Here is a 20,221-nt window from a genome sequence, read left to right on the forward strand (position 1 = left end):
TGTACGCACGGCGCACGGTGTTCGCAACAGGCAAACAGCGTGCGCTACGGTGGATCGCAAAGGACATCGCAGAGGACATCGCCGAGGACGAAGCGCGGCAGCAGCACGGACCGCTGCGAGAAACGTTTCGAGAGAGGGAGGGCCCGAACATGCCGGCACCCGAGAAAACGACCAGGTCAGCAGCGCAGCCCGTCGCATCCGTGTGGACGCGCCCGCGCCCCAAGCAGCGCGAGCAGCTCAGCCGGGAGCAGATCGTCGCGGAGGCGGTACTGCTGCTGGACGCCGACGGCATCGAGTCCTTGAGCATGCGAAAGCTCGGCACCCGCCTGGGCGCCGGCGCGACATCCCTCTACCGGCATGTCGCCAACAAGGACGAGCTCATCGAGCTGGTCGTGGACGAGATCTACGGAGAACTCGAAGTCCCGGTTGTGACCGGGGAGTTGGGCTGGCGCGAGGCCGCGGTCCGCAGCGCGTACAGCGTGCGGGCGATGGCCATCCGCCACCCGTGGATGGCTTCGGTACTGGGCCAGGTGGGCCTTGTCCACCTGGGGCCTAACGTGCTGCGCATGACGGAGCGACTGGCCGACATCATCGCCACGGCGGGGTTCACCGCCGAGGAGGCCGATCTCGCTCTGAGCGCGGTCTTCTCGTACGTCATCGGGTACGCGACCAGCGAGGCCGCGCAACTGTCGTTGATCGCCCGCAGCGGGCTGACGGAACAGGAATGGGTGGAGAGCCTGACCGGCGTCTCCGCTGCCGCCACGGAGGAACTTCCGCGACTGCGGGAGGGGCAGGACAACTACCGGGGCAGGACGGCCGAGCAGATCCGGGGCGAGAAGTTCGACTACGGGCTCCAACGCGTCCTGGACGGACTGGAGTTCCGGCTCGGCACTCTCTCGACCGGCGACGGCCGCTAGGCACGGGCCACGCGGGATGCGGCGGTACGTGTTCCGGGCGGGCCGGGAACGTACCGCGCCTCACGCTGCGGCGACGTACGCCTTGGCGGCGGCGCTGCTCTCGCCCTGCGACGCGCCCTTCACCGACGCCTCGCCCGGCAGGAGTCCGCCCAGGCCGCCCAGTCCGTCGAGCGCGTCCAGGGCCGGGACCTTGCGGGCCGAAGGGGAGCCGCCGTGCGCCTCGGCGCCGATCCGCTGCTTCATGGTCGGCGGCACCGAACGCGTCGGCACGTCCGCCCTCCAGCGGGTCGCCGACGGCGCTTCGACCGCCGCCCTCTCGGCCGGAGTGTCCGCCCGCTCGGCAGCGGCGGCACCGGCCGGCTGCGGGGCGTCGGAGGAACGGTCGGTGGGGGCGGCGGCGGAGGCGGACGCCGGGGCGGCGAAGCCCAGCATCGCGAGGAGCGCGACAATCGCGCTGATCAGTGCGGTCCACATCGTCTTCATGGCACGGCTCCTTGAGTGCGTGAGGGTGCGTCAGCCTGGTCGTGGGCGTGACGAGTACGAGTTCCGGGATGTCCGGTTTTCGTACTTTCCTCATGATGCGGAGGACGCACAGGAACGCACGGACCGCCACCCCGATTCGCAGTTCTTCGGACAAACGCCACCCATGCGGAGCAATCATGGGTCCGGAAGTCGGGGCTCCGGCCGTTGCTCCACCCGTGCAAAAGCGGCCGCTAACCTTACGTGTCAGCCCTGGTCAGGGATCAATCCCTCCAGTACGGACATACAACGCACCCAACTCACTCGAAAGGCCTCGCCCATGGGCATTCGGAGCTTGCTGCGCAAGGTGTTTGGCGGTCGGACGGATCAGGTCGACGAGACCTCGACGGCGTCGACGCCGTCCTTCCCGGCCCAGACCGAGCGCACGGAGCCGACCGATGCCGGGGCGAACACGCCGTCCGGCGACGGGAGTTCGGCTCCCGCCCCCGAGAAGAGCGAGGCTGCGGCACCCCCGCGCTCCGCCTCTTCCTCCCTGGCCGCCGACCTGGTCGCCGAAGCCTTCGACAACCCGAAGCGCGCGACCCCGCCGACCCCCGCCCGGGACGAGCCCTCGACCCCGCAGACCGCTCCCGCCCCGGCCGAGACCCCGGCCCCGGAGGCCGAATCCGTACGGGACGAGAAGCCCGCACCGGACGAGAAGCCCGCTCCGGAACCAGCCCCGGAGCCCCTCACCGCCTCCACGCCGGAGACCGTTGAGCCGGAGGCCGTTGAGCCGGAGGCTGCGGAGGCTGCGGAGGCTGCGGAGGCTGCGGAGGCGGACCCCACCCCCGCCCTCCCGGCCCAGTCCGCCCCGAAGGACACCTCGGACCCCGCCCCCACCACCGCCGAGGGCCGCCTCCCCGCCCAAACCGACCGCGACACCGCCCCGGAAGCCGCCCCCACCCTCGCCACCCCCAAGGCAACCGCTCCCACCGAGCCCGCAGCCGAACCGGAACCGGAGGCCGCCGCCGAACCCGAGGCCGCCGCCGAGGCCGAGCCCGAGCCCGCAGTTGCCGAGCCCGAGGCTGCCGAACCCGAGGCCCCGGTTGCCGAGCCCGAGGCCGCTGCCTCCACCCAGCCCGAGGCCCCCGCCACCCAGGCCGAGCCCGACGCCGAGCCCGACGCCGCAGCCCCCGCCGAGCCCGAGGCCCCGGATGCCGAGCCCAACGCCGCAGCCCCCGCCGAGCCCGAGGCCCCCGCCACCCAGGCCGAGCCCGAGGCCGCAGCCCCCGCTCCCGCCGAGCCCGACGCCGCCCCCACCACCCAGCCCGTGGGCGCGGGTTCCGCCAGGGGCGAGGGGGGCACCCCCTGCTCGAGCGAAGCCGAGAGCTTGGGGGAGGGCGGGCACGGGCGGACCGGCTCGGCGCCGGACGCCCCCACTCCCGTACCCGCACCCCCTGCCCCGGCCGACCCGGCCCCCGCCCCCGAGGCCGAGCCCACCGCTGCCGCCGAGGCCCCCACCCCCGAGGCCGAGCCCACCGCCGCCGCCGAGGCCGAGCCCACCGCCGCCGCCGAGGAGTCCACCCCCGAGCCCGCCGCAGAGGCCCCCGCCCCCGAGGCCGAGCCGGACCCCACCCCTCCCCACGCGCCCCGCGAAGCCCTCACCCCCACCCAGCTCAAAAAGCTGAAGGCCCCCCACCGCGCCGCCGCCACCGCCCTCCAGAAGGCCGGTGTCCCGGAGACCGCCCAGGCCCGGGTGTACCTCGTCCTCGACCGCTCCGGCTCCATGCGCCCGTACTACAAGGACGGCAGCGCCCAGAAGCTCGGCGAGCAGGCCCTCGCCCTGGCGGTCCACCTCGACCCGGACCCGGCCGCCCCCACCGTCCCCGTCGTCTTCTTCTCCACCGACATCGACGGCACCGGCGAGCTCACCCCCGCCGACATCGACGGCAAGGTCGACGCCCTGCACGCCGACCTCGGCCACATGGGCCGCACCAGCTACCACCGGGCGATCGAAGAGGTCGTCGACCACTACGAGAAGCACTCCGCCACCTACGACGGCCCCGCCCTCGTGATCTTCCAGACGGACGGCGCCCCGGAGACCAAGACCGCCGCCACCGCCGCCCTCGCCGAGGCCGCCCGGCTGCCCCTCTTCTGGCAGTTCGTGGCCTTCGGCGACACCGAGGCCAAGGGCTTCGACTACCTCCGCAAGCTGGACGTCGAGAACGCCGCGTTCTTCCACGCGGGCCCGGCCCCCGCCGACCTCACCGACGCCGCCCTGTTCAAGGGCGTACTCGCCGGTTCCGCGCGGTGGCTCCAGGGCTGAACCCGTAAAACCGCAGGCCCCCGGCGCCCTCACCCATATCCAGGTGAGGGCGCCGTTCCGTACCACTTAAGATTTCCGCATGGCGGCCACTGGAATCGAGAAGCAGGGATCGGCGACGTACTACGTCACGACCCCCATTTACTACGTCAACGACGCTCCTCACCTGGGCCACGCCTACACGACCGTCGCAGGCGACGTGCTCACGCGCTGGCACCGTCAGCGCGGCGAGAAGGTGTGGTACCTCACCGGCACGGACGAGCACGGTCAGAAGATCATGCGCACGGCCGAGGCGAACGGCGTCTCCCCCCAGGAGTGGTGCGACAAGCTCGTCACCGAAGCCTGGAAGCCTCTCTGGGAGCACCTGAACATCGCCAACGACGACTTCATCCGCACCACGGAGAAGCGTCACACGGACCGTGTGCAGGAGTTCGTCCAGGATCTCTTCGACAAGGACGAGATCTACAAGGGCGGCTACGAGGGCCCGTACTGCGTGGGCTGCGAGGAGTACAAGCTCCCCGGCGACCTCATCGAGGCCGAGGACGGCACCAAGCTCTGTCCCGTCCACAAGAAGCCGGTGGAGATCCTCAAGGAGGAGAACTACTTCTTCAAGCTGAGCGCGTACGGCCCGAAGCTGCTGGAGTTCTACGAGGCCAACCCGGACTTCATCCAGCCGGAGTCCGCCCGCAACGAGGTCGTGAACTTCGTCAAGCAGGGCCTCCAGGACCTCTCCATCTCCCGCTCGACCTTCGACTGGGGCATCCCGATCCCCTGGGACGACAAGCACGTCATCTACGTGTGGGTCGACGCGCTGCTCAACTACGCGACGGCGGTCGGCTACGGCGCCAACCAGGAGAAGTTCGAGGAGACCTTCCCCGCGAACGTCCACCTGGTCGGCAAGGACATCCTGCGCTTCCACGCGGTGATCTGGCCCGCGATGCTGATGGCGCAGGGCCTCCCGGTCCCCGGCAAGGTCGTTGCGAACGGCTGGCTGATGGTCGGCGGCGAGAAGATGTCGAAGTCCAACCTGACCGGCATCAAGCCGCAGGACCTGACCTCGCACTTCGGCGTGGACGCCTACCGCTGGTACTTCCTGCGCGCGATCACCTTCGGCAGCGACGGTTCGTTCTCGTGGGAGGACTTCACCGCCCGCTACACCTCCGAGCTGGCCAACGACTACGGCAACCTCGCCTCCCGCGTGGCCGCCATGGTCGGCAAGTACTTCGGTGGAGCCCTGCCCTCCGGTGACGCCTCAGGCGACGCCGAGAAGGCCGTGCAGGAGGGCCTCGCGAAGGCCGTCGCCGACGCCGACCGGCTGATCGGCGAGGAGCAGGACTTCCAGGGCGGCATCCTGGCGATCTTCGACTTCGTGAAGCAGGTCAACGGCTACATCACGGAGCAGGAGCCGTGGAAGGTCGCCAAGGACGACTCGGAGGAGGGCCGGGCGCGTCTCGCGACCATCCTCTACACCTCCGCCGAGTCCCTGCGCGCCATGGCCGTCCTGCTGAATTCGGTCATGCCGGAGACCTCCCAGAAGCTGTGGGACTCCCTCGGCGCGGAGGCGGCCGGCCTCGGTGCGCTCGCCGACCAGAAGGTCCAGGACGCGGGCAACTGGGGTCAGCTGCCGGCCGGCGCGACGGTGACGAAGGGCGCGGTCCTCTTCCCGCGCCTGGAGGAGAAGCCCGCCGCGTAGGCGTTGTTCGTACGGCGTTTCGTACGGCGTTTCGTACGGCGTTTCGTACGGCGTTTCGTACGGCGTTTCGTACGGCGTTTCGTACGGCGTTTCGTACGGCGTTTCGTACGGTGTGAGGGGCCCGGGGTCGTGACGATCCCGGGCCCTTCGTCGTACGTACGGACATGTCGGGCGCCCTCAAGTGGGCCTCCCCGGACGGGACTTGGCGCGTCTGGCAGACTGCCTCGGGCCGAGCGGCGGCGACTGGGACGAACACCGTGGGGGAAGCGCACATGTGGGGTCGGGGGACCGTGCTCGGCGGCCGGTACACGCTGGGCGAGCGCATCGGCGGCGGCGCGATGGGCGAGGTCTGGCGGGCCGAGGACGGCGTGCTGGAGCGCGACGTCGCCGTCAAGATCCTGCTGCCGAAGCTGCTGGAGGACCCCCAGTTCGCGGCCCGCTTCCGGCGCGAGGCGAAGGTGCTGGCCTCGCTGGCGCACCCCGGGATCGTCGACGTCCACGACTACGGCGAGCAGGACGCCGCCGACGAGGGCGGCGACCGGATCGCGTACATCGTGATGGAGCTGGTCGACGGGCGGCCGCTGGACGAGGTCCGCGAGGACGACGGGCCGATGCCCGCCGGGCGGGCGCTCGGCCTGGTCGCACAGGCCCTGGACGCGCTGCACACCGCGCACCGGGGCGGCATCGTGCACCGCGACCTCAAGCCCTCCAACCTCATGCTGGGCGGGGACGGCCGCATCACCGTCACCGACTTCGGCATCGCGCACAGCAAGGCCGCCTCCCGGCTCACCGCCTCGCACTCGGTGCTGGGCACGGCCCTGTACATCGCGCCGGAACAGGCGGAGGGCGTCGCGGTCCTCCCGGCCTCCGACCTCTACTCGCTGGGCGTGGTCACGTACGAACTGCTCACCGGTGAGCCGCCGTTCAACGGGGACACGGTGCTGGAGATCGTCCTCAAGCACATCCGGGAGCCCGCGCCCTCGCTGCCGGACTCCTTCCCGCCCGCGGTACGGAGCTTCGTCGCGCGGGCGCTCGCGAAGGCACCGGAGGAGCGGTACGCGGACGCTGCGGTGATGGCGGCGGCGGCGCGGGCTGCGGTGGGGGCGGCGGGGTCGCCGGATTCGGCGGGTTCGGCGGGGGAGGGGGGCGTGGTTCCCAGGCCGCCCGAGGTTCCTGCGGTACGACCTGCCGCGCCGCCCGTGCCTGCTCCTGCCCCGGTGCCTGCCGCCGTACCTGGTCCCGTACCTGCCCCCGCTCCCGTCCTCGTGTCCGGGCCGACCGCCGCCGTGCCCGTACCGCAGCCCTGGTGGAAGCGGCTGCCCCGGCCGGTGGTGGTCGTCGTGCCCGTCGTCGTCTCGGCGGCCACCGTGCTCACCATCGTGCTGACGCCGGACGCCCGGGACCAGGACCAGAGCGCGGCACCCCGCCCGTCCGCCTCCGTACCGGCGGGCCAGACCCCCGGCGCCCAGCCTCCCGCCACTCCCGGTGCCACCCCGTCCGCCACCGGCAAACCCGGAGCCGACAAGCCCGCGAAGGGCGGCGACCAGGCCAAGGGCGATGCCGCCGCGACCGGCGGCGACAAGGGCAAGCCGGGCGGAGCAGGCGGCACGGGAGCGAAGGACGACGGCACGGACACCGACCCCGGCAAGGGCTCCGGCAGCGGCACGGGGGCGGGCTCCGGCAGCGGCCCCAAGCCCCCGCCCGCCGACCCCGGCAAGCCCGAGAACTGCGGCGGCGACGGCTGGGGTGCGATCACCAACGTCGGCAGCGGCCGGAAGATGGGCCTCGCCGGGACCGACACCACGGGCAGCGGCGGCACCGTCGTCTCCGGCGGCAACACCCGGTTCGGGTGGGTGGCGGGCGGCAACCAGTTCACCGAGTTCCACGCCTGCACCCTGGCGGGCGGCGCCCTGGGCCTCAAGCAGGCCCCCGCGTACAACGAGAAGACGGGCGTCGTGCTCGCCCCGGCGACCGGCTACTCCGGGTACGTCACCGGCTGGAAGACCACCCCGGCGGCCGGTGGTGCCGTCCAGATCAACTACTACGTCGGCGACGGCTGCATCACCGATGTCGGCGCGGGCCGCCAGCTCGCCGTCGACCCGTGCACGCCGGGCAACAAGAACCAGCTGTGGCGGCTGCCCGGCTAGCGCTCACATGCTTGCCCGGCTAGCCGCTCACGTGCCTGCCGGGTGGCGCTCACGTGCCTGCCCTGGTGGCGCTCACTTCGCCAGATCCGCCTTCGGCCCCATCACCACCACCGGCTTCTTCGCCGGGTCCAGGGTGCGCAGCAGTTCCCGCATCACCTCGCGCTTGAGGGCGACACAGCCCTGCGTCGGGGTCGTGTGCTCGACGTGCAGCCATATCCCGCCGCCCCGCTTCGGGCCCAGCGGGCGGCCCCAGTCGAGCGGGCTGCGGCCGGCGTCGCGGTTGTAGTTGATCGCCACGACGTAGTCGAAGGAGCCCCGCAGGGACTGGCCGGTGTCGTCGGTGCGGTCGATCGTGAAGCCCTGGTCGCGGTCGTACGGGAGCTTGCTGCCCGGGTCCGCCAGCAGGCCGCCCGCGTCGGTGAGGCCGTAGACGCCGATGGGGGAGCGCAGGTCGCCCTGGACGTGGTGGTCGGTCCAGCCGCGTCGCGCGTTCTGCGCGGTCCAGGTCGCCCCCGCCTTCCAGCCCTCCGCCCCCTTCTCGTACAGGACCGCCTCGGCGTCGCTGGAGTTCCGGTCCCGGCCGGTGACGACGAGCGCCTGCCGGGTGTCGGGCCCCACCTCGGCACGCGTACGGGGGCCGAGGCCCGGCAGCTCGGCGGTGGGCGCGGCGTCGGTGCGCGCACTCTGCGGGGTCGGCGCCGACTTGCCCGCGGAACCGGCCCCGGGCGCGGTGTCGTGCAGCGGGGCGGCCTCCCGCCCGGCCTGTGGCTGCGCGTCCTGCCCGCAGGCGGTGAGTACGGGGAACAGCGCCAGGGCGGTCGCCGCGCACACTCCGTTCCGTACGCGAGTCTTCACTTCGTCGTGCCCTTCTTCGCTGTCCTGTTTCCGGTGCCGGACGGGTCCTGAGTGGTGCGGGTGGCGTCCTGGTCGTTCTCGGGGTGCCCGATTTTCCGCAAGTGATCCCCTGCGGGGCCTACGGATCTCCGTGCGGACCGGACGCGCCGCATGCCCGCACAGTGCGGTTCCGTCCGTTTTGTCTCCGGACAGGAAGAAGGGCCCGGGAACCGTTCGGTTCCCGGGCCCTTCGTGCCGCGTGCGGCGGTACTACGTCACCGCTGCGTGACTACCGCTTCGCCGCTGCTTCCCTACTGCTTCACTGCTGCTTCTCGACCGGCTTCCGCAGCTGGATGTTCAGCTCGCGCAGGCGGGTCTCCTCCAGGACGGTCGGGGCGCCCATCATGAGGTCCTGGGCGTTGCCGTTCAGCGGGAAGGCGATCGTCTCGCGGATGTTCGGCTCGTCGGCCAGCAGCATCACGATGCGGTCGACGCCCGGGGCGATGCCGCCGTGCGGCGGGGCGCCCAGGCGGAAGGCGCGCAGCATGCCCGCGAACTCGCGCTCGACGGTCTCGGCCTCGTAACCCGCGATCTCGAAGGCCTTGAGCATCAGCTCGGGCTCGTGGTTGCGGATCGCGCCGGACGACAGCTCGATGCCGTTGCAGACGATGTCGTACTGGAAGGCCAGGATGTCCAGCGGGTCCTTCTCCTCCAGGTCCTTCATGCCGCCCTGGGGCATCGAGAAGGGGTTGTGCGAGAAGTCGATCCTGCCGGTCTCCTCGTCCTTCTCGTACATCGGGAAGTCGACGATCCAGCAGAACCGGAAGACGTTCTCCTCGAAGTGGCCCGCACGCTTGGCGGCCTCGACGCGCACCGCCGACATGATCTTGGAGACCTCGTCGAACTCGCCCGCGCCGAAGAAGATCGCGTGGCCGGGGACCAGGCCCAGGCGGTCGGTGAGCGCCTTGACGTCGTCCTCGGTGAGGAACTTCGCGATCGGACCGGCCAGCTGGCCGTCCTCGCCGACGCGGACCCAGGCCAGGCCCTTCGCGCCCTGCTCGACCGCGTAGTCGCCCAGGCCGTCGAAGAACTTGCGGGACTGACCGGCGGTGTCCGGGACGGGCAGCGCGCGGACGTGCTTGCCCGCGAAGGCCTTGAAGCCGGACTCGGCGAAGACGTCGGTGACGTCCACCAGCTCCAGCTTGGCGCGCAGGTCCGGCTTGTCGTTGCCGTACTTCAGCATCGACTCGCGGAACGGGATGCGCGGGAAGGGAGAGGTGACCTCGCGGCCGTTGCCGAACTCGGTGAAGAGCTCGGTCATCAGCTTCTCGATCGGCTGGAAGACGTCTTCCTGCTCGACGAAGCTCATCTCGACGTCGAGCTGGTAGAACTCGCCCGGCGAACGGTCGGCGCGGGCGTCCTCGTCGCGGAAGCACGGCGCGATCTGGAAGTACCGGTCGAAGCCCGAGATCATCAGCAGCTGCTTGAACTGCTGCGGGGCCTGCGGCAGCGCGTAGAACTTGCCCGGGTTCAGACGGGACGGCACGACGAAGTCACGGGCGCCCTCGGGGGAGGTCGCGGTGAGGATCGGGGTCGCCATCTCGTTGAAGCCCAGCGCGACCATCTTGGAGCGGATGGAGGCGATGACGGAGGAGCGCAGCATGATGTTGCGGTGCATGCGCTCGCGGCGCAGGTCGAGGAAGCGGTACTCCAGGCGGCGCTCCTCGTTCACACCGTCCTCGGCGTTGATCGTGAAGGGCAGCGGGGCGGCGGCGCCGAGCACCTCGACCTCGCCGACCTCGATCTCGATCTCGCCGGTGGGCAGCTCCGGGTTGACGTTGTCCGCGCCACGGGCGGAGACCTTGCCGTCGATGCGGACGACGGTCTCCTTGGTCAGCTTCGCCAGGGCGTCGTTGGCGGGGGTGCCGGGACGGGCGACGAGCTGGACCAGACCGTAGTGGTCACGCAGATCGATGAAGAGGATGCCGCCCAGGTCGCGACGGTTGTGCAGCCAGCCGCTCAGCCGGACGTCGGCGCCGACGTCGGAGGCGCGGAGCTCGCCGCACGTGTGGGACCTGTACCGATGCTGCATCGTTCATCCAATTCTTCGCGAGATTCTTCGCGAGACAGGCGGGAATCAACTCGCATCAAGGTTACCGGCCCGGCGCATCCCCTTTTCCGGTCCCGCTCTGGCTCCGCCCCAGCCCATGTTTCACGTGAAACAGCAACCCATGTTTCACGTGCTGTGCCTTCCCGGGGGACAACCCCCGGACCCCCGGCCGGGTCCTCTCGGGCAGCCCATGTTTCACGTGAAACGTCCCCCTCCGTACCGGGCATCCGCCCCGGGCAGCCGGGTTCCGTACGACCTGGAAGGATGGCCCCATGCGCACCGAGGACGTGCTGGCCGCGATCGACACGGGCCTGTGGCGATGGAACAACGCGTCGGGGACCGTCACCTTCGACGCCGAAGCGGCACGTCTCATGGGCCTGCCTGCCGAAGAAGTGCAGCTCACCGAGTCCGCGGCCCGCGCCCGCTTCCACCCGGTGGACTGGAACGAGATACAGGGCATCGTGCAGCTCGCCGTCACCGAGGGCACCGTCGCGGAGGCCCGGCTGCGGGTGATGTCCGAGGACGGCCGCCAGGTGCTGCGTACCGTACGGAGCCGCTCCAAGCCCTTCGGCGCAGGCACCGGCTACCAGCTCATCGGCACCATCCAGGAGGTCGCCGAGACCGCCCCCGGCACCGCCGCCCGCACTCCCGTGACCGGCGACTGGCGGCGCTCGCGGGAGGCGTTCCTGCTGGATGCGGGCCGGGCGCTGGCCGAGGCCCGCTCCACGGCGGAGGTGCTGCGGGTCGCCGCCTCCCTGTCCATGCCGGGGTTCTCGCCGGACGGCCTCGCGGTGTTCGGCGTCGCCGGCGACCGGCTCACCACGATCGGGCACCACGGGCACAAGCCCGGCGACGAGGACCCGTTCCGGGACATGCCGCTGGAGACGGACTACCCGGCGGCCGAGGTCGTACGGACCGGACGCGCCATCTACCTGCCCACCCCGGAGGAGTACCGGACCCGCTTCCCGGCGACCTGGCCGCTCGCGGAGGGCTTCGGGCGGCGGTCCTGGGCGTTCGTGCCGCTGGTGGTGGCCGGGCGGACGATGGGCGCGTGGATGGCCGGGTTCGCGCACCCGGTGGCCTTCACGCCCGACGAACGGTCCGTCCTGACGACGGTCGCGCGGATGCTGGCGCAGGCGCTGGCCAGAGCCGGGGTGGAGGAGTCGGAGCGGGAGCTCTCGGAGGGCCTCCAGCGCTCGATGATGCCGACGCTCGGCCCGGACATCCCCGGCATGAAGGTGGCGGCACGCTACGTCCCGACCGGCGGCGGCCTCCAGGTCGGCGGCGACTGGTACGACATGATTCCGCTGCCCAGCGGCCGGTTCGCGCTGGTCATCGGCGACGTCCAGGGGCACGACGTGCGGGCGGCCGGGCTGATGGGCCAGCTGCGGATCGCCCTGCGCGCGTACGCCTCCGAGGGCCACCGCCCCGACGGCGTGCTCTCCCGCGCCTCCCGCTTCCTGCACGGCATCACCGACACCTACGCCCCCGACGACCACTCCTCGCCGCGCTTCGCGACCTGCCTCTACCTGGAGGTCGACCCGGCCGACGGCACGGTCGAGCTGGCCAGGGCCGGTCACCCGGAGCCCGCCGTGCGGATGCCGGACGGGACCGTACTCGTCCGCACGACGGCGGGCGGCCTGCCGCTGGGCATCGACGCCGACACCGACTACCCGACCACCCGGCTCGCCCTGGAGCCCGGCGAGACGCTGATGGTGTGCACCGACGGGCTGATCGAGACGGGCGGCCACGACCTCGACTCCGGCTGGTCCCGCATCCGCACGATCCTGGAGAGCCACACCGAACTGGACCTGGAGCGCCTCGCCGACGACCTCGTGCAGGCCGTCCACGGACCCCCCTCGCACCACACCACCGGGCCCCTGTCCGACCGGCGCGAGGACGACATCGCCGTCCTCCTGCTGAGCCGGGAGGCGGCCCGCACCGACAAGCCCTCGGCCGTGCGGTCCACGGCGATGACCGTCGCGCAGGCCGAGCCCGAGCGCATCGCGGGCACCCGCCGCCAGCTGCGGGAGCTGCTGCACGACTGGGCGGACGAGGACCAGGTGGACTCGGCGGTGCTGATGGTCTCCGAGATGGTCACCAACGTCCTGGTGCACACCGACGGCGACGCCCTGCTGACCGCACGCGCCACCGGCCCGGTCGGCTCGCGGACGCTGCACGTGGAGGTGACGGACGTCAGCGACGAGCTGCCGCACAAGCGGCGGCCCGGCGAGATGGCGTCCTCGGGGCGCGGGCTGCTGCTGATGGAGATGCTGGCGCACAAGTGGGGCGTGGACCCGCGCGGTCAAGGCAAGTCGATCTGGTTCGAGCTCTACGAGGACGCGCCGCCCGCTTCGTACGAGGACTTCTGACCGTTCGAGGGCCGCTGGCCCTGCCCGAAGCTCTTGCGGATCTCGGAGAAGACGCCGAACGCGGCGGCCGTCAGCGGCACCGCGAGCAGCATCCCGATGATCCCGGCGACGGACGCCCCGGCGGTGATGGCCAGCATGACCACCGCCGGGTGCATCTGCACGGTCCGGCTCTGGATCATCGGCTGGAGGATGTGCCCCTCCAGCACCTGCACGGCCAGCACCACCCCGAGCGCCCACAGCGCGATGACCACGCCCCGGTCGGCGAGTGCGACGAGGATGGCGACCGCGCCGGAGATGAAGGCGCCGAGATACGGGATGTACGCGCCGACGAAGACCAGCGCGCCCAGCCCCACCGCGCCCGGGACGCGCAGGATGAGCAGCCCGACGGTGATGCAGACGGCGTCGATCAGCGCGATGAACGTCGTCCCGCGCATGAACCCCTCGACCGCCTCGAAGGCGCGTCGTGCCATCGCCTCCGCGGTGTCGGCCGACTTCTGGGGCACGAAGCCGCGCAGTGAGGCCATGGCACGGTCGGAGTCCCGCAGGAAGAAGAAGATGAGCAGCATCGCGAGCACGGCGGTCGCGATGATCTCGCCGACGATGCCCAGCCCGGCCAGCACCCCGGAGGCGGCCGTCCCGCCGAACTTGCCCAGCAGGTCCTGTGCCTTGTCCCCGAGGTCGCCGAGGCTGGTTCCCTTGCCGCCGAACCGCTCCACCAGGTCGGTGGCGGCCCGCTCCACGGACGAGACGATCTGCTCGCCGCTGTCGATGAGCGCGTTGACGACGATCCAGGACGCCCCGCCGACGACGGCGACGACCGCCGCACAGGTCAGCCCGGCCGCAAGGGACTTGTTGACCTTCATCTTGATGAGCCGCCGGTACAGCGGGCCCAGCAGCGCCGTCCCGAGGAGCGCGAGCAGCACGGGCGTCACGGCCGTCTTGAAGGTGACGCACAGCCAGATCGCCACCGCCACGACCCCGGTGACGAGCAACGCGACGACGCACCAGGCGCCGATGCGACGGGCTGGCTCGGGCAGAAGGGCTCGGGTCGGCTGCATGGGGCCACCTGAACACGGCCCACAGCCCTGCGCCCCTCCACAAGGGCCGGACGAATGACGGAGCGTCAGCAATCCCCGCGCCCCTCAGGGGCGCGGGGAACTGCGCGCCCAGCCACCCACAAAGCCGCGCGGCGAGCGCTTTAGGGAAGGGGCGGGTCAGGGGCCCATCCGGGGGTCCGGGGGCAGCGCCCCCGGCCCGAACCGCAACCACCACCCCCACCGCACCGGAACTACTCCATCCCGTGAACCGCCGGAACCTTCCCGAGCCGCCCCGCCTGGAAGTCCTCGAACGCCTGCTTCAGCTCGGCCTGGCTGTTCATCACGAACGGCCCGTAGTGCGCCATCGGCTCCCGGATCGGCCGTCCGCCGAGCAGCACGACCTCCAGGTCCGGCGTGTGCCCGTCCTGCTTCTCGTCCGCCCGGACCGTCAGCGAGCCGCCCTCGCCGAAGACCGCCGTCTGCCCCAGGTGCACCGGACGCCGGTCCGCGCCCACACTGCCGCGCCCGGCCATGACGTACGCGAGACCGTTGAAGTCCTCCCGCCAGGGGAGGGTGATCTCGGCGCCGGGCCGGAGCGTCGCGTGGATCATGACGATCGGGGTGTGCGTGACGCCGGGCCCCTCGTGCCCGTCCATCTCACCCGCGATGACGCGCAGCAGCGCACCGCCGTCGGGCGACGTCAGAAGCTGGACCTCACCGCCGCGGATGTCCTGGTAGCGCGGGCGCATCATCTTGTCCGCGGCCGGCAGGTTCACCCACAGCTGGAGGCCGTGGAAGAGGCCGCCGGACATGACCAGGGACTCCGGCGGGGCCTCGATGTGCAGCAGGCCGGCCCCGGCGGTCATCCACTGGGTGTCGCCGTTCTTGATGGTTCCGCCGCCGCCGTTGGTGTCCTGGTGGTCCATCACGCCGTCGATCAGGTACGTGACCGTCTCGAAGCCGCGGTGCGGGTGCCAGGGGGTGCCCTTGGGCTCGCCCGGCGCGTACTCCACCTCGCCCATCTGGTCCATCATGATGAACGGGTCGAGGTAGTCGTACTTGATCCCGGCGAACGCGCGGCGCACCGGGAAGCCCTCCCCCTCGAAGCCGCTGATCGCGTCGACCACACCGAGCACGGGACGCGCCACGGCGTCCGCCGGGGCGACGACCTTCGGCAGGGTGAGCGGGTTTTCGACAGTTACTGCGGGCATCAGAGACCCTCCTCGCGGGATGTTCCGATTTCAAGTTAGTTGAATGGTGAACATCTCGCAAGGCGTGCGTGTTCCCGGGCGGGCCCCGGCGGGGGGAGCGGTGTTTCTCAGCCGCACACGGCGGTGTTTCTCAGCCGTACATCCGGCGCATCGCGAAGTCGACCATCTGCTCCACGGCCTTCGCGTCGAACACCATCCGGTGCTCGCCCTCCATGTCGAGCACGAAGCCGTACCCGGTCGGCAGCAGGTCGATGACCTCCGCGCCGGTGATCACGAAGTACTTGGACTCCTTGCCCGCGTACCTGCGCAGCTCCTTGAGCGTGGTAAACATCGGGATCACCGGGTGCTGCGTGTTGTGCAGCGCCAGGAACCCGGGCCCGTCACCGCGCGGGCAGTAGACCTTCGACGAGGCGAAGATCTGCTGGAAGTCCTCGGCGGACAGCGTGCCGGTCGTGAACGCCCGCACCCCGTCGGCCAGCGACGGCGGCGACGGCTCGGGATACAGCGGCTGCTCCCCGTATCCCCCCTGCTGCTGTTGCGGCGGAGGCTGCGGCGGGGCGTACCCCTGCTGGGCGCCCCCCGGCGGGGCGTAGCCCTGCTGCGCGCCCGGATTCTGCTCGTAGCCATACATGCGGGAAAGAGTAGTAGGCCACATCTGGCCGTACGGGGTTGCGGCTTATTACCGACGGGTAGCATCATCGTAGCTACTTGCTGGTAGTTGTTACGAGGATCCTGCCTCCCCGATTTATACGGAGCCGTCGCCATGGGGCACTACAAGTCGAATCTCCGGGACATCGAGTTCAACCTCTTCGAGGTGCTCGGCCGCGACAAGGTGTACGGCAGCGGCCCGTTCGCGGAGATGGACGTCGAGACCGCCAAGAGCATCCTCGACGAGCTGCGCAGGCTCGCCGAGAACGAGCTGGCCGCCTCCTTCGAGGACGCCGACCGCACCCCGCCGGTCTTCGACCCGGCCACCAACACCGCGCCCGTCCCGGCGTCCTTCAAGAAGAGCTACCAGGCCTTCATGGACTCCGAGTACTGGCGCCTGGGCCTGCCCGAGGAGATCGGCGGCACGACCTCCCCGCGCTCCCTGATCTGGGCGTACGCGGAGCTGCTGCTCGGCGCCAACCCGGCCGTGTGGATGTACTCCTCGGGCCCGGCCTTCGCCGGCATCCTCTTCGAGGAGGGCAACGAGGCGCAGAAGAAGGTCGCGCAGATCGCCGTCGACAAGCAGTGGGGCTCCACGATGGTCCTCACCGAGCCGGACGCCGGTTCGGACGTCGGCGCGGGCCGCACCAAGGCGGTCCAGCAGGAGGACGGCTCCTGGCACATCGAGGGCGTGAAGCGCTTCATCACGTCCGGCGAGCACGACATGTCGGAGAACATCCTCCACTACGTCCTCGCCCGCCCCGAGGGTGCCGGCCCCGGCACCAAGGGCCTCTCCCTCTTCCTGGTCCCGAAGTACAACTTCGACTGGGAGACCGGCGAGCTGGGCGAGCGCAACGGCGTCTACGCCACGAACGTCGAGCACAAGATGGGCCTCAAGGCCTCCAACACGTGCGAGATGACCTTCGGCGACCAGCACCCCGCCAAGGGCTGGCTGATCGGCGACAAGCACGACGGTATCCGCCAGATGTTCATGATCATCGAGTTCGCCCGCATGATGGTCGGCACGAAGGCCATCGCGACGCTCTCGACCGGCTACCTCAACGCCCTGGAGTACGCCAAGGAGCGTGTGCAGGGTCCGGACCTGGCCCAGTTCATGGACAAGACGGCCCCCAAGGTCACCATCACGCACCACCCCGACGTGCGCCGCTCGCTCATGACGCAGAAGGCATACGCCGAGGGCATGCGCGCCCTCGTGCTGCACACCGCGTGCGTGCAGGACACCATCGCGCTCAAGGAGGCGGCGGGCGAGGACGCCAAGGCGGAGATCGCGCTCAACGACCTCCTCCTCCCGATCGTGAAGGGCTACGGCTCGGAGAAGTCCTACGAGCAGCTCGCCCAGTCGCTCCAGACCTTCGGCGGCTCCGGGTACCTCCAGGAGTACCCGATCGAGCAGTACATCCGCGACGCCAAGATCGACACCCTGTACGAGGGCACCACCGCGATCCAGGGCCAGGACTTCTTCTTCCGGAAGATCGTCCGCAACCAGGGCGCGGCGCTGAACCAGCTCGCCGAGGAGATCAAGAAGTTCCTCGCGGTCGGCACCGGCGGCGACGAGCTGGCGGGCGCCCGCGAGCAGCTCGCCAAGGCGGCCGTGGACCTGGAGGCCATCGTCGGCGCCATGCTGACGGACCTCGCGGGCACCGAGCAGGACGTGAAGTCCATCTACAAGGTGGGCCTCAACACGACCCGTCTGCTGATGGCCTCGGGCGACGTGGTCGTCGGCTACCTGCTGCTGCGCGGCGCGGCCGTGGCCCAGGAGAAGCTGGCCACCGCCTCCGCCAAGGACAAGGCGTTCTACACCGGCAAGATCGCCGCCGCGAAGTTCTTCGCCGCGAACGTCCTGCCGGGCGTGGGCGTCGAGCGCGCCAAGGCCGAGTCGGTCGACAACGACCTGATGGAGCTGGACGAGGCGGCGTTCTAGTCTCTGCCCCCGTTTCCTGACCGCGCGGGCCGGAGATGTCTCACGTTTCACGTGAAACATCTCCGGCCCGTTGTCGGTGGTGCGTGCGAGGCTTGATGGCATGGCTGGACAGGAACAACAGGGCAAGGGGTACTCGGTACCTACGGGGCTCCCGTACGCGCTCAAGGAGCTGCACAGCAGGCTGAGCTCCGCGAGTGACCTGGTGAAGGACCTGTACGACGGCGCGCACCCGGCCGAGTACGAGCCGGTCGCGGACACCCTCTACAGCGCGTACCGCACCGCCACCGAGCTCGCGCCCGCGCGCAACGTCACCGGATGCAAGGAGCACCCCGACGGGGCGGTGGACCCGACCGTGCCGGACGGATGGGGCCGCTGCCTGATCTGCAACCACCGGCGCAGGCTCGCCGAGCGGGGGGCGCCGACGCCGGAGGACGACGTGCCCCGGCTGCCGGAGCGGGACGGGCGGCAGGCGACGCTCGGCATGCTGAACGAGCAGTTCGCCCTGGTCAACGAGCGGGCCTTCACGCTCGGGACGGGATCGAAGCCGGAGGAATTCGCGGCCTTGGCCGAGACCCTGCACCGGGCCTTCGTGCTGGCCCGGGAGCTGTCGCGCCCCCGGAACTCCTCCGGTTGCTCCCTGCACCCTGGGGCTCCGGTGGACCCCGACGCGCCGCCCGGTGAGGAGTGCATGTTCTGCGCAGGCCGCCGCCGCCAGGCCTCCCGCGCCCCGGGCACGCCACAGATGCTGCCGCGCATCCCCCGGGGAGAACGCAGGATGCCACTCCGCCGCCGCTTCGAGAGGCCCCCGGGGTTGTAGCAGGTCAGCTCCGTGCGGGTGCGTCGTGGTTGCTCGCGCAGTTCCCCGCGCCCCTAAAGGGGCGCGGGGAACTGCGCAATACGCCGGCCCACCACAAGCCGCGCGGCCAAGCGCTTTAGGTGAAGGGGCGGGGCTGGGGCAGCGCCGCAGGCAACCGAGGCGCCGGGTACGGCGCGAACGGGCCCCGCCCCGGCACCGGGCAGCCCCGGACGGTGCCACACGGCGAGGAGGGCCCCCTGGTTACGCTGAGCGTATGAGCACCGCAGCCCGCAGCACCCCCCGCTTCGACCGGGGCCACACCGACGACCTGATGTCCTTCCTGGCGGCAGGCCCGTCCCCGTACCACGCCGTGGCCGCCGCCGCCGAGCGGCTGGAGAAGGCGGGCTTCCGCCAGGTCGCCGAGACCGACGCCTGGGACGGTTCGCAGGGCGGCAAGTACGTCCTGCGCGGCGGCGCGATCATCGCCTGGTTCGTCCCGGAGGGCACCTCGCCCCACACCCCCTTCCGGATCGTCGGCGCGCACACCGACTCCCCGAACCTCCGCGTGAAGCCGCTGCCCGACGCGGGCAACGAGGGCTGGCGGCAGGTCGCCGTCGAGATCTACGGCGGCACCCTGCTCAACACCTGGCTCGACCGCGACCTGGGCCTCGCCGGCCGCCTCACCCTGCGCGACGGCTCGCACCGTCTGGTCAACATCGACCGCCCGCTGCTGCGCGTCCCGCAGCTCGCCGTGCACCTCGACCGCCAGGTCAACGAGGGCATGAAGCTGGACAAGCAGCGCCACATGCAGCCCATCTGGGGCCTGGGCGAGGTCCACGAGGGCGACCTCATCGCGTACGTCGCCGAGGAGGCCGGACTCGATCCCGAGGACGTCGTGGGCTGGGACCTGATGCCGCACCCCGTGGAGGCCCCCGCCTACCTGGGCCGCGACGAGGAACTGGTCGCCGGTCCGCGCATGGACAACCTGCTCTCGGTACACGCGTGCGTCGCGGCGCTGGCCGCCGTCGCCACGGGGGACGAGAAGCTGTCGTACATCCCCGTACTGGCGGCCTTCGACCACGAGGAGAACGGGTCGCAGTCGGACACCGGCGCGGACGGTCCGCTGCTCGGCAACGTGCTGGAGCGCTCGGTGTTCGCGCGCGGCGGTTCCCCCGAGGACAAGGCGCGCGCCCTCGCCGGGTCGATCTGTCTGTCCTCCGACACCGGTCACGCCGTGCACCCCAACTACGCGGAGCGGCACGACCCGACGCACCACCCCCGTGCCAACGGCGGCCCCATCCTCAAGGTGAACGTGAACCAGCGGTACGCCACCGACGGTGCGGGGCGTGCGGTGTTCGCGGCGGCCTGCGAGAAGGCCGGGGTGCCGTGGCAGACCTTCGTGTCGAACAACTCGATGCCGTGCGGCACGACGATCGGCCCGATCACCGCCGCCCGGCACGGCATCCAGACCGTGGACATCGGCGTCGCGATCCTCTCCATGCACAGTGCACGCGAGCTGTGCGGGGCCGAGGACCCCTATCTGCTCGCCAACGCGCTGACCGCGTTCCTGGAGGGCTGACCGCCCCGCCTGCGGGTCGACGACCGAAGCTGAAGGTCGAACTCCGCCTGCGCGCATGGCCGTTCCGGGCCCGGGTACTCGCACCGTACAACGAGACCGGTGCGAAAACCGGTCTCAACCGGACCCGGAACGGTCGTAAGCAATCGCACTCGG

At 71.1% G+C, this 20,221-nt stretch carries 14 protein-coding genes; 8 read left to right on the plus strand and 6 right to left on the minus strand.

From position 1 onward, the window contains the following. Positions 1–149 precede the first annotated feature (149 nt). Positions 150–917: a TetR/AcrR family transcriptional regulator C-terminal domain-containing protein gene (locus ACIO3O_RS07880; protein WP_401743222.1), complete on the plus strand. Its 768-nt coding sequence runs from the start codon at positions 150–152 to the stop codon at positions 915–917. A 60-nt stretch (positions 918–977) separates the two neighbouring features. On the opposite strand, the gene ACIO3O_RS07885 is transcribed toward ACIO3O_RS07880, so the two are convergent. After that, positions 978–1,400, minus strand: a complete 423-nt coding sequence (locus tag ACIO3O_RS07885; RefSeq protein WP_401743224.1) for a DUF6344 domain-containing protein — start codon at positions 1,398–1,400, stop codon at positions 978–980. A 316-nt stretch (positions 1,401–1,716) separates the two neighbouring features. On the opposite strand from ACIO3O_RS07885, the gene ACIO3O_RS07890 reads away from it, so the two are divergent. The 3 genes from ACIO3O_RS07890 (at position 1,717) to ACIO3O_RS07900 (ending at position 7,539) form a co-directional block, all read left to right on the plus strand. Continuing rightward, on the plus strand, positions 1,717–3,702 hold the full coding sequence (locus tag ACIO3O_RS07890) for a VWA domain-containing protein (RefSeq protein ID WP_401743225.1): 1,986 nt from the start codon (positions 1,717–1,719) through the stop codon (positions 3,700–3,702). Positions 3,703–3,781: 79 nt separating this feature from the next. After that, complete coding sequence (gene metG / locus ACIO3O_RS07895; RefSeq protein ID WP_401743228.1) at positions 3,782–5,392, plus strand: methionine--tRNA ligase; 1,611 nt, start codon at positions 3,782–3,784, stop codon at positions 5,390–5,392. Positions 5,393–5,664: 272 nt separating this feature from the next. Then, positions 5,665–7,539, plus strand: coding sequence for a serine/threonine-protein kinase (locus ACIO3O_RS07900; protein ID WP_401743230.1), 1,875 nt, complete (start codon positions 5,665–5,667; stop codon positions 7,537–7,539). A 72-nt stretch (positions 7,540–7,611) separates the two neighbouring features. On the opposite strand, the gene ACIO3O_RS07905 is transcribed toward ACIO3O_RS07900, so the two are convergent. Both ACIO3O_RS07905 and aspS read right to left on the minus strand, forming a co-directional pair. After that, positions 7,612–8,394 carry a L,D-transpeptidase family protein gene (locus ACIO3O_RS07905; RefSeq protein ID WP_401743233.1) on the minus strand — a complete coding sequence of 261 codons (783 nt, stop codon included), beginning with the start codon at positions 8,392–8,394 and terminating at the stop codon, positions 7,612–7,614. Positions 8,395–8,692: 298 nt separating this feature from the next. Further along, positions 8,693–10,465 carry an aspartate--tRNA ligase gene (gene aspS / locus ACIO3O_RS07910; protein WP_401743235.1) on the minus strand — a complete coding sequence of 591 codons (1,773 nt, stop codon included), beginning with the start codon at positions 10,463–10,465 and terminating at the stop codon, positions 8,693–8,695. 290 nt (positions 10,466–10,755) lie between these two features. Between aspS and ACIO3O_RS07915 the strand changes: the two genes are divergently transcribed. Next, on the plus strand, positions 10,756–12,855 hold the full coding sequence (locus ACIO3O_RS07915) for a SpoIIE family protein phosphatase (protein ID WP_401743238.1): 2,100 nt from the start codon (positions 10,756–10,758) through the stop codon (positions 12,853–12,855). On the opposite strand, the gene ACIO3O_RS07920 is transcribed toward ACIO3O_RS07915, so the two are convergent. From ACIO3O_RS07920 to ACIO3O_RS07930, 3 genes are all read right to left on the minus strand, one after another. Then, entirely contained in the window at positions 12,816–13,913 is a 1,098-nt protein-coding gene (locus ACIO3O_RS07920) for an AI-2E family transporter (protein ID WP_401743240.1), read from the minus strand. The two genes, ACIO3O_RS07915 and ACIO3O_RS07920, sit on opposite strands and share 40 nt — an antisense overlap. 230 nt (positions 13,914–14,143) lie before the next feature. Then, positions 14,144–15,103, minus strand: coding sequence for a pirin family protein (locus ACIO3O_RS07925; RefSeq protein WP_401743242.1), 960 nt, complete (start codon positions 15,101–15,103; stop codon positions 14,144–14,146). 130 nt (positions 15,104–15,233) lie between these two features. Further along, a complete protein-coding gene (locus ACIO3O_RS07930; RefSeq protein WP_189822434.1) occupies positions 15,234–15,734 on the minus strand; it encodes an SseB family protein in 501 nt (166 codons plus the stop codon). A gap of 132 nt (positions 15,735–15,866) precedes the next feature. On the opposite strand from ACIO3O_RS07930, the gene ACIO3O_RS07935 reads away from it, so the two are divergent. The 3 genes from ACIO3O_RS07935 to ACIO3O_RS07945 all read left to right on the plus strand — a co-directional run bounded on the left by ACIO3O_RS07935 (position 15,867) and on the right by ACIO3O_RS07945 (position 20,068). Continuing rightward, positions 15,867–17,693, plus strand: coding sequence for an acyl-CoA dehydrogenase (locus ACIO3O_RS07935; RefSeq protein ID WP_401743244.1), 1,827 nt, complete (start codon positions 15,867–15,869; stop codon positions 17,691–17,693). A gap of 100 nt (positions 17,694–17,793) precedes the next feature. Continuing rightward, positions 17,794–18,510, plus strand: coding sequence for a hypothetical protein (locus ACIO3O_RS07940; protein ID WP_401743247.1), 717 nt, complete (start codon positions 17,794–17,796; stop codon positions 18,508–18,510). Between the two features lie 253 nt (positions 18,511–18,763). Further along, complete coding sequence (locus tag ACIO3O_RS07945; protein ID WP_401743250.1) at positions 18,764–20,068, plus strand: M18 family aminopeptidase; 1,305 nt, start codon at positions 18,764–18,766, stop codon at positions 20,066–20,068. Positions 20,069–20,221: the final 153 nt, after the last annotated feature.

This window comes from Streptomyces sp. NPDC087440 (genome assembly GCF_044744005.1).
In the GTDB taxonomy this organism is placed as follows: domain Bacteria; phylum Actinomycetota; class Actinomycetes; order Streptomycetales; family Streptomycetaceae; genus Streptomyces.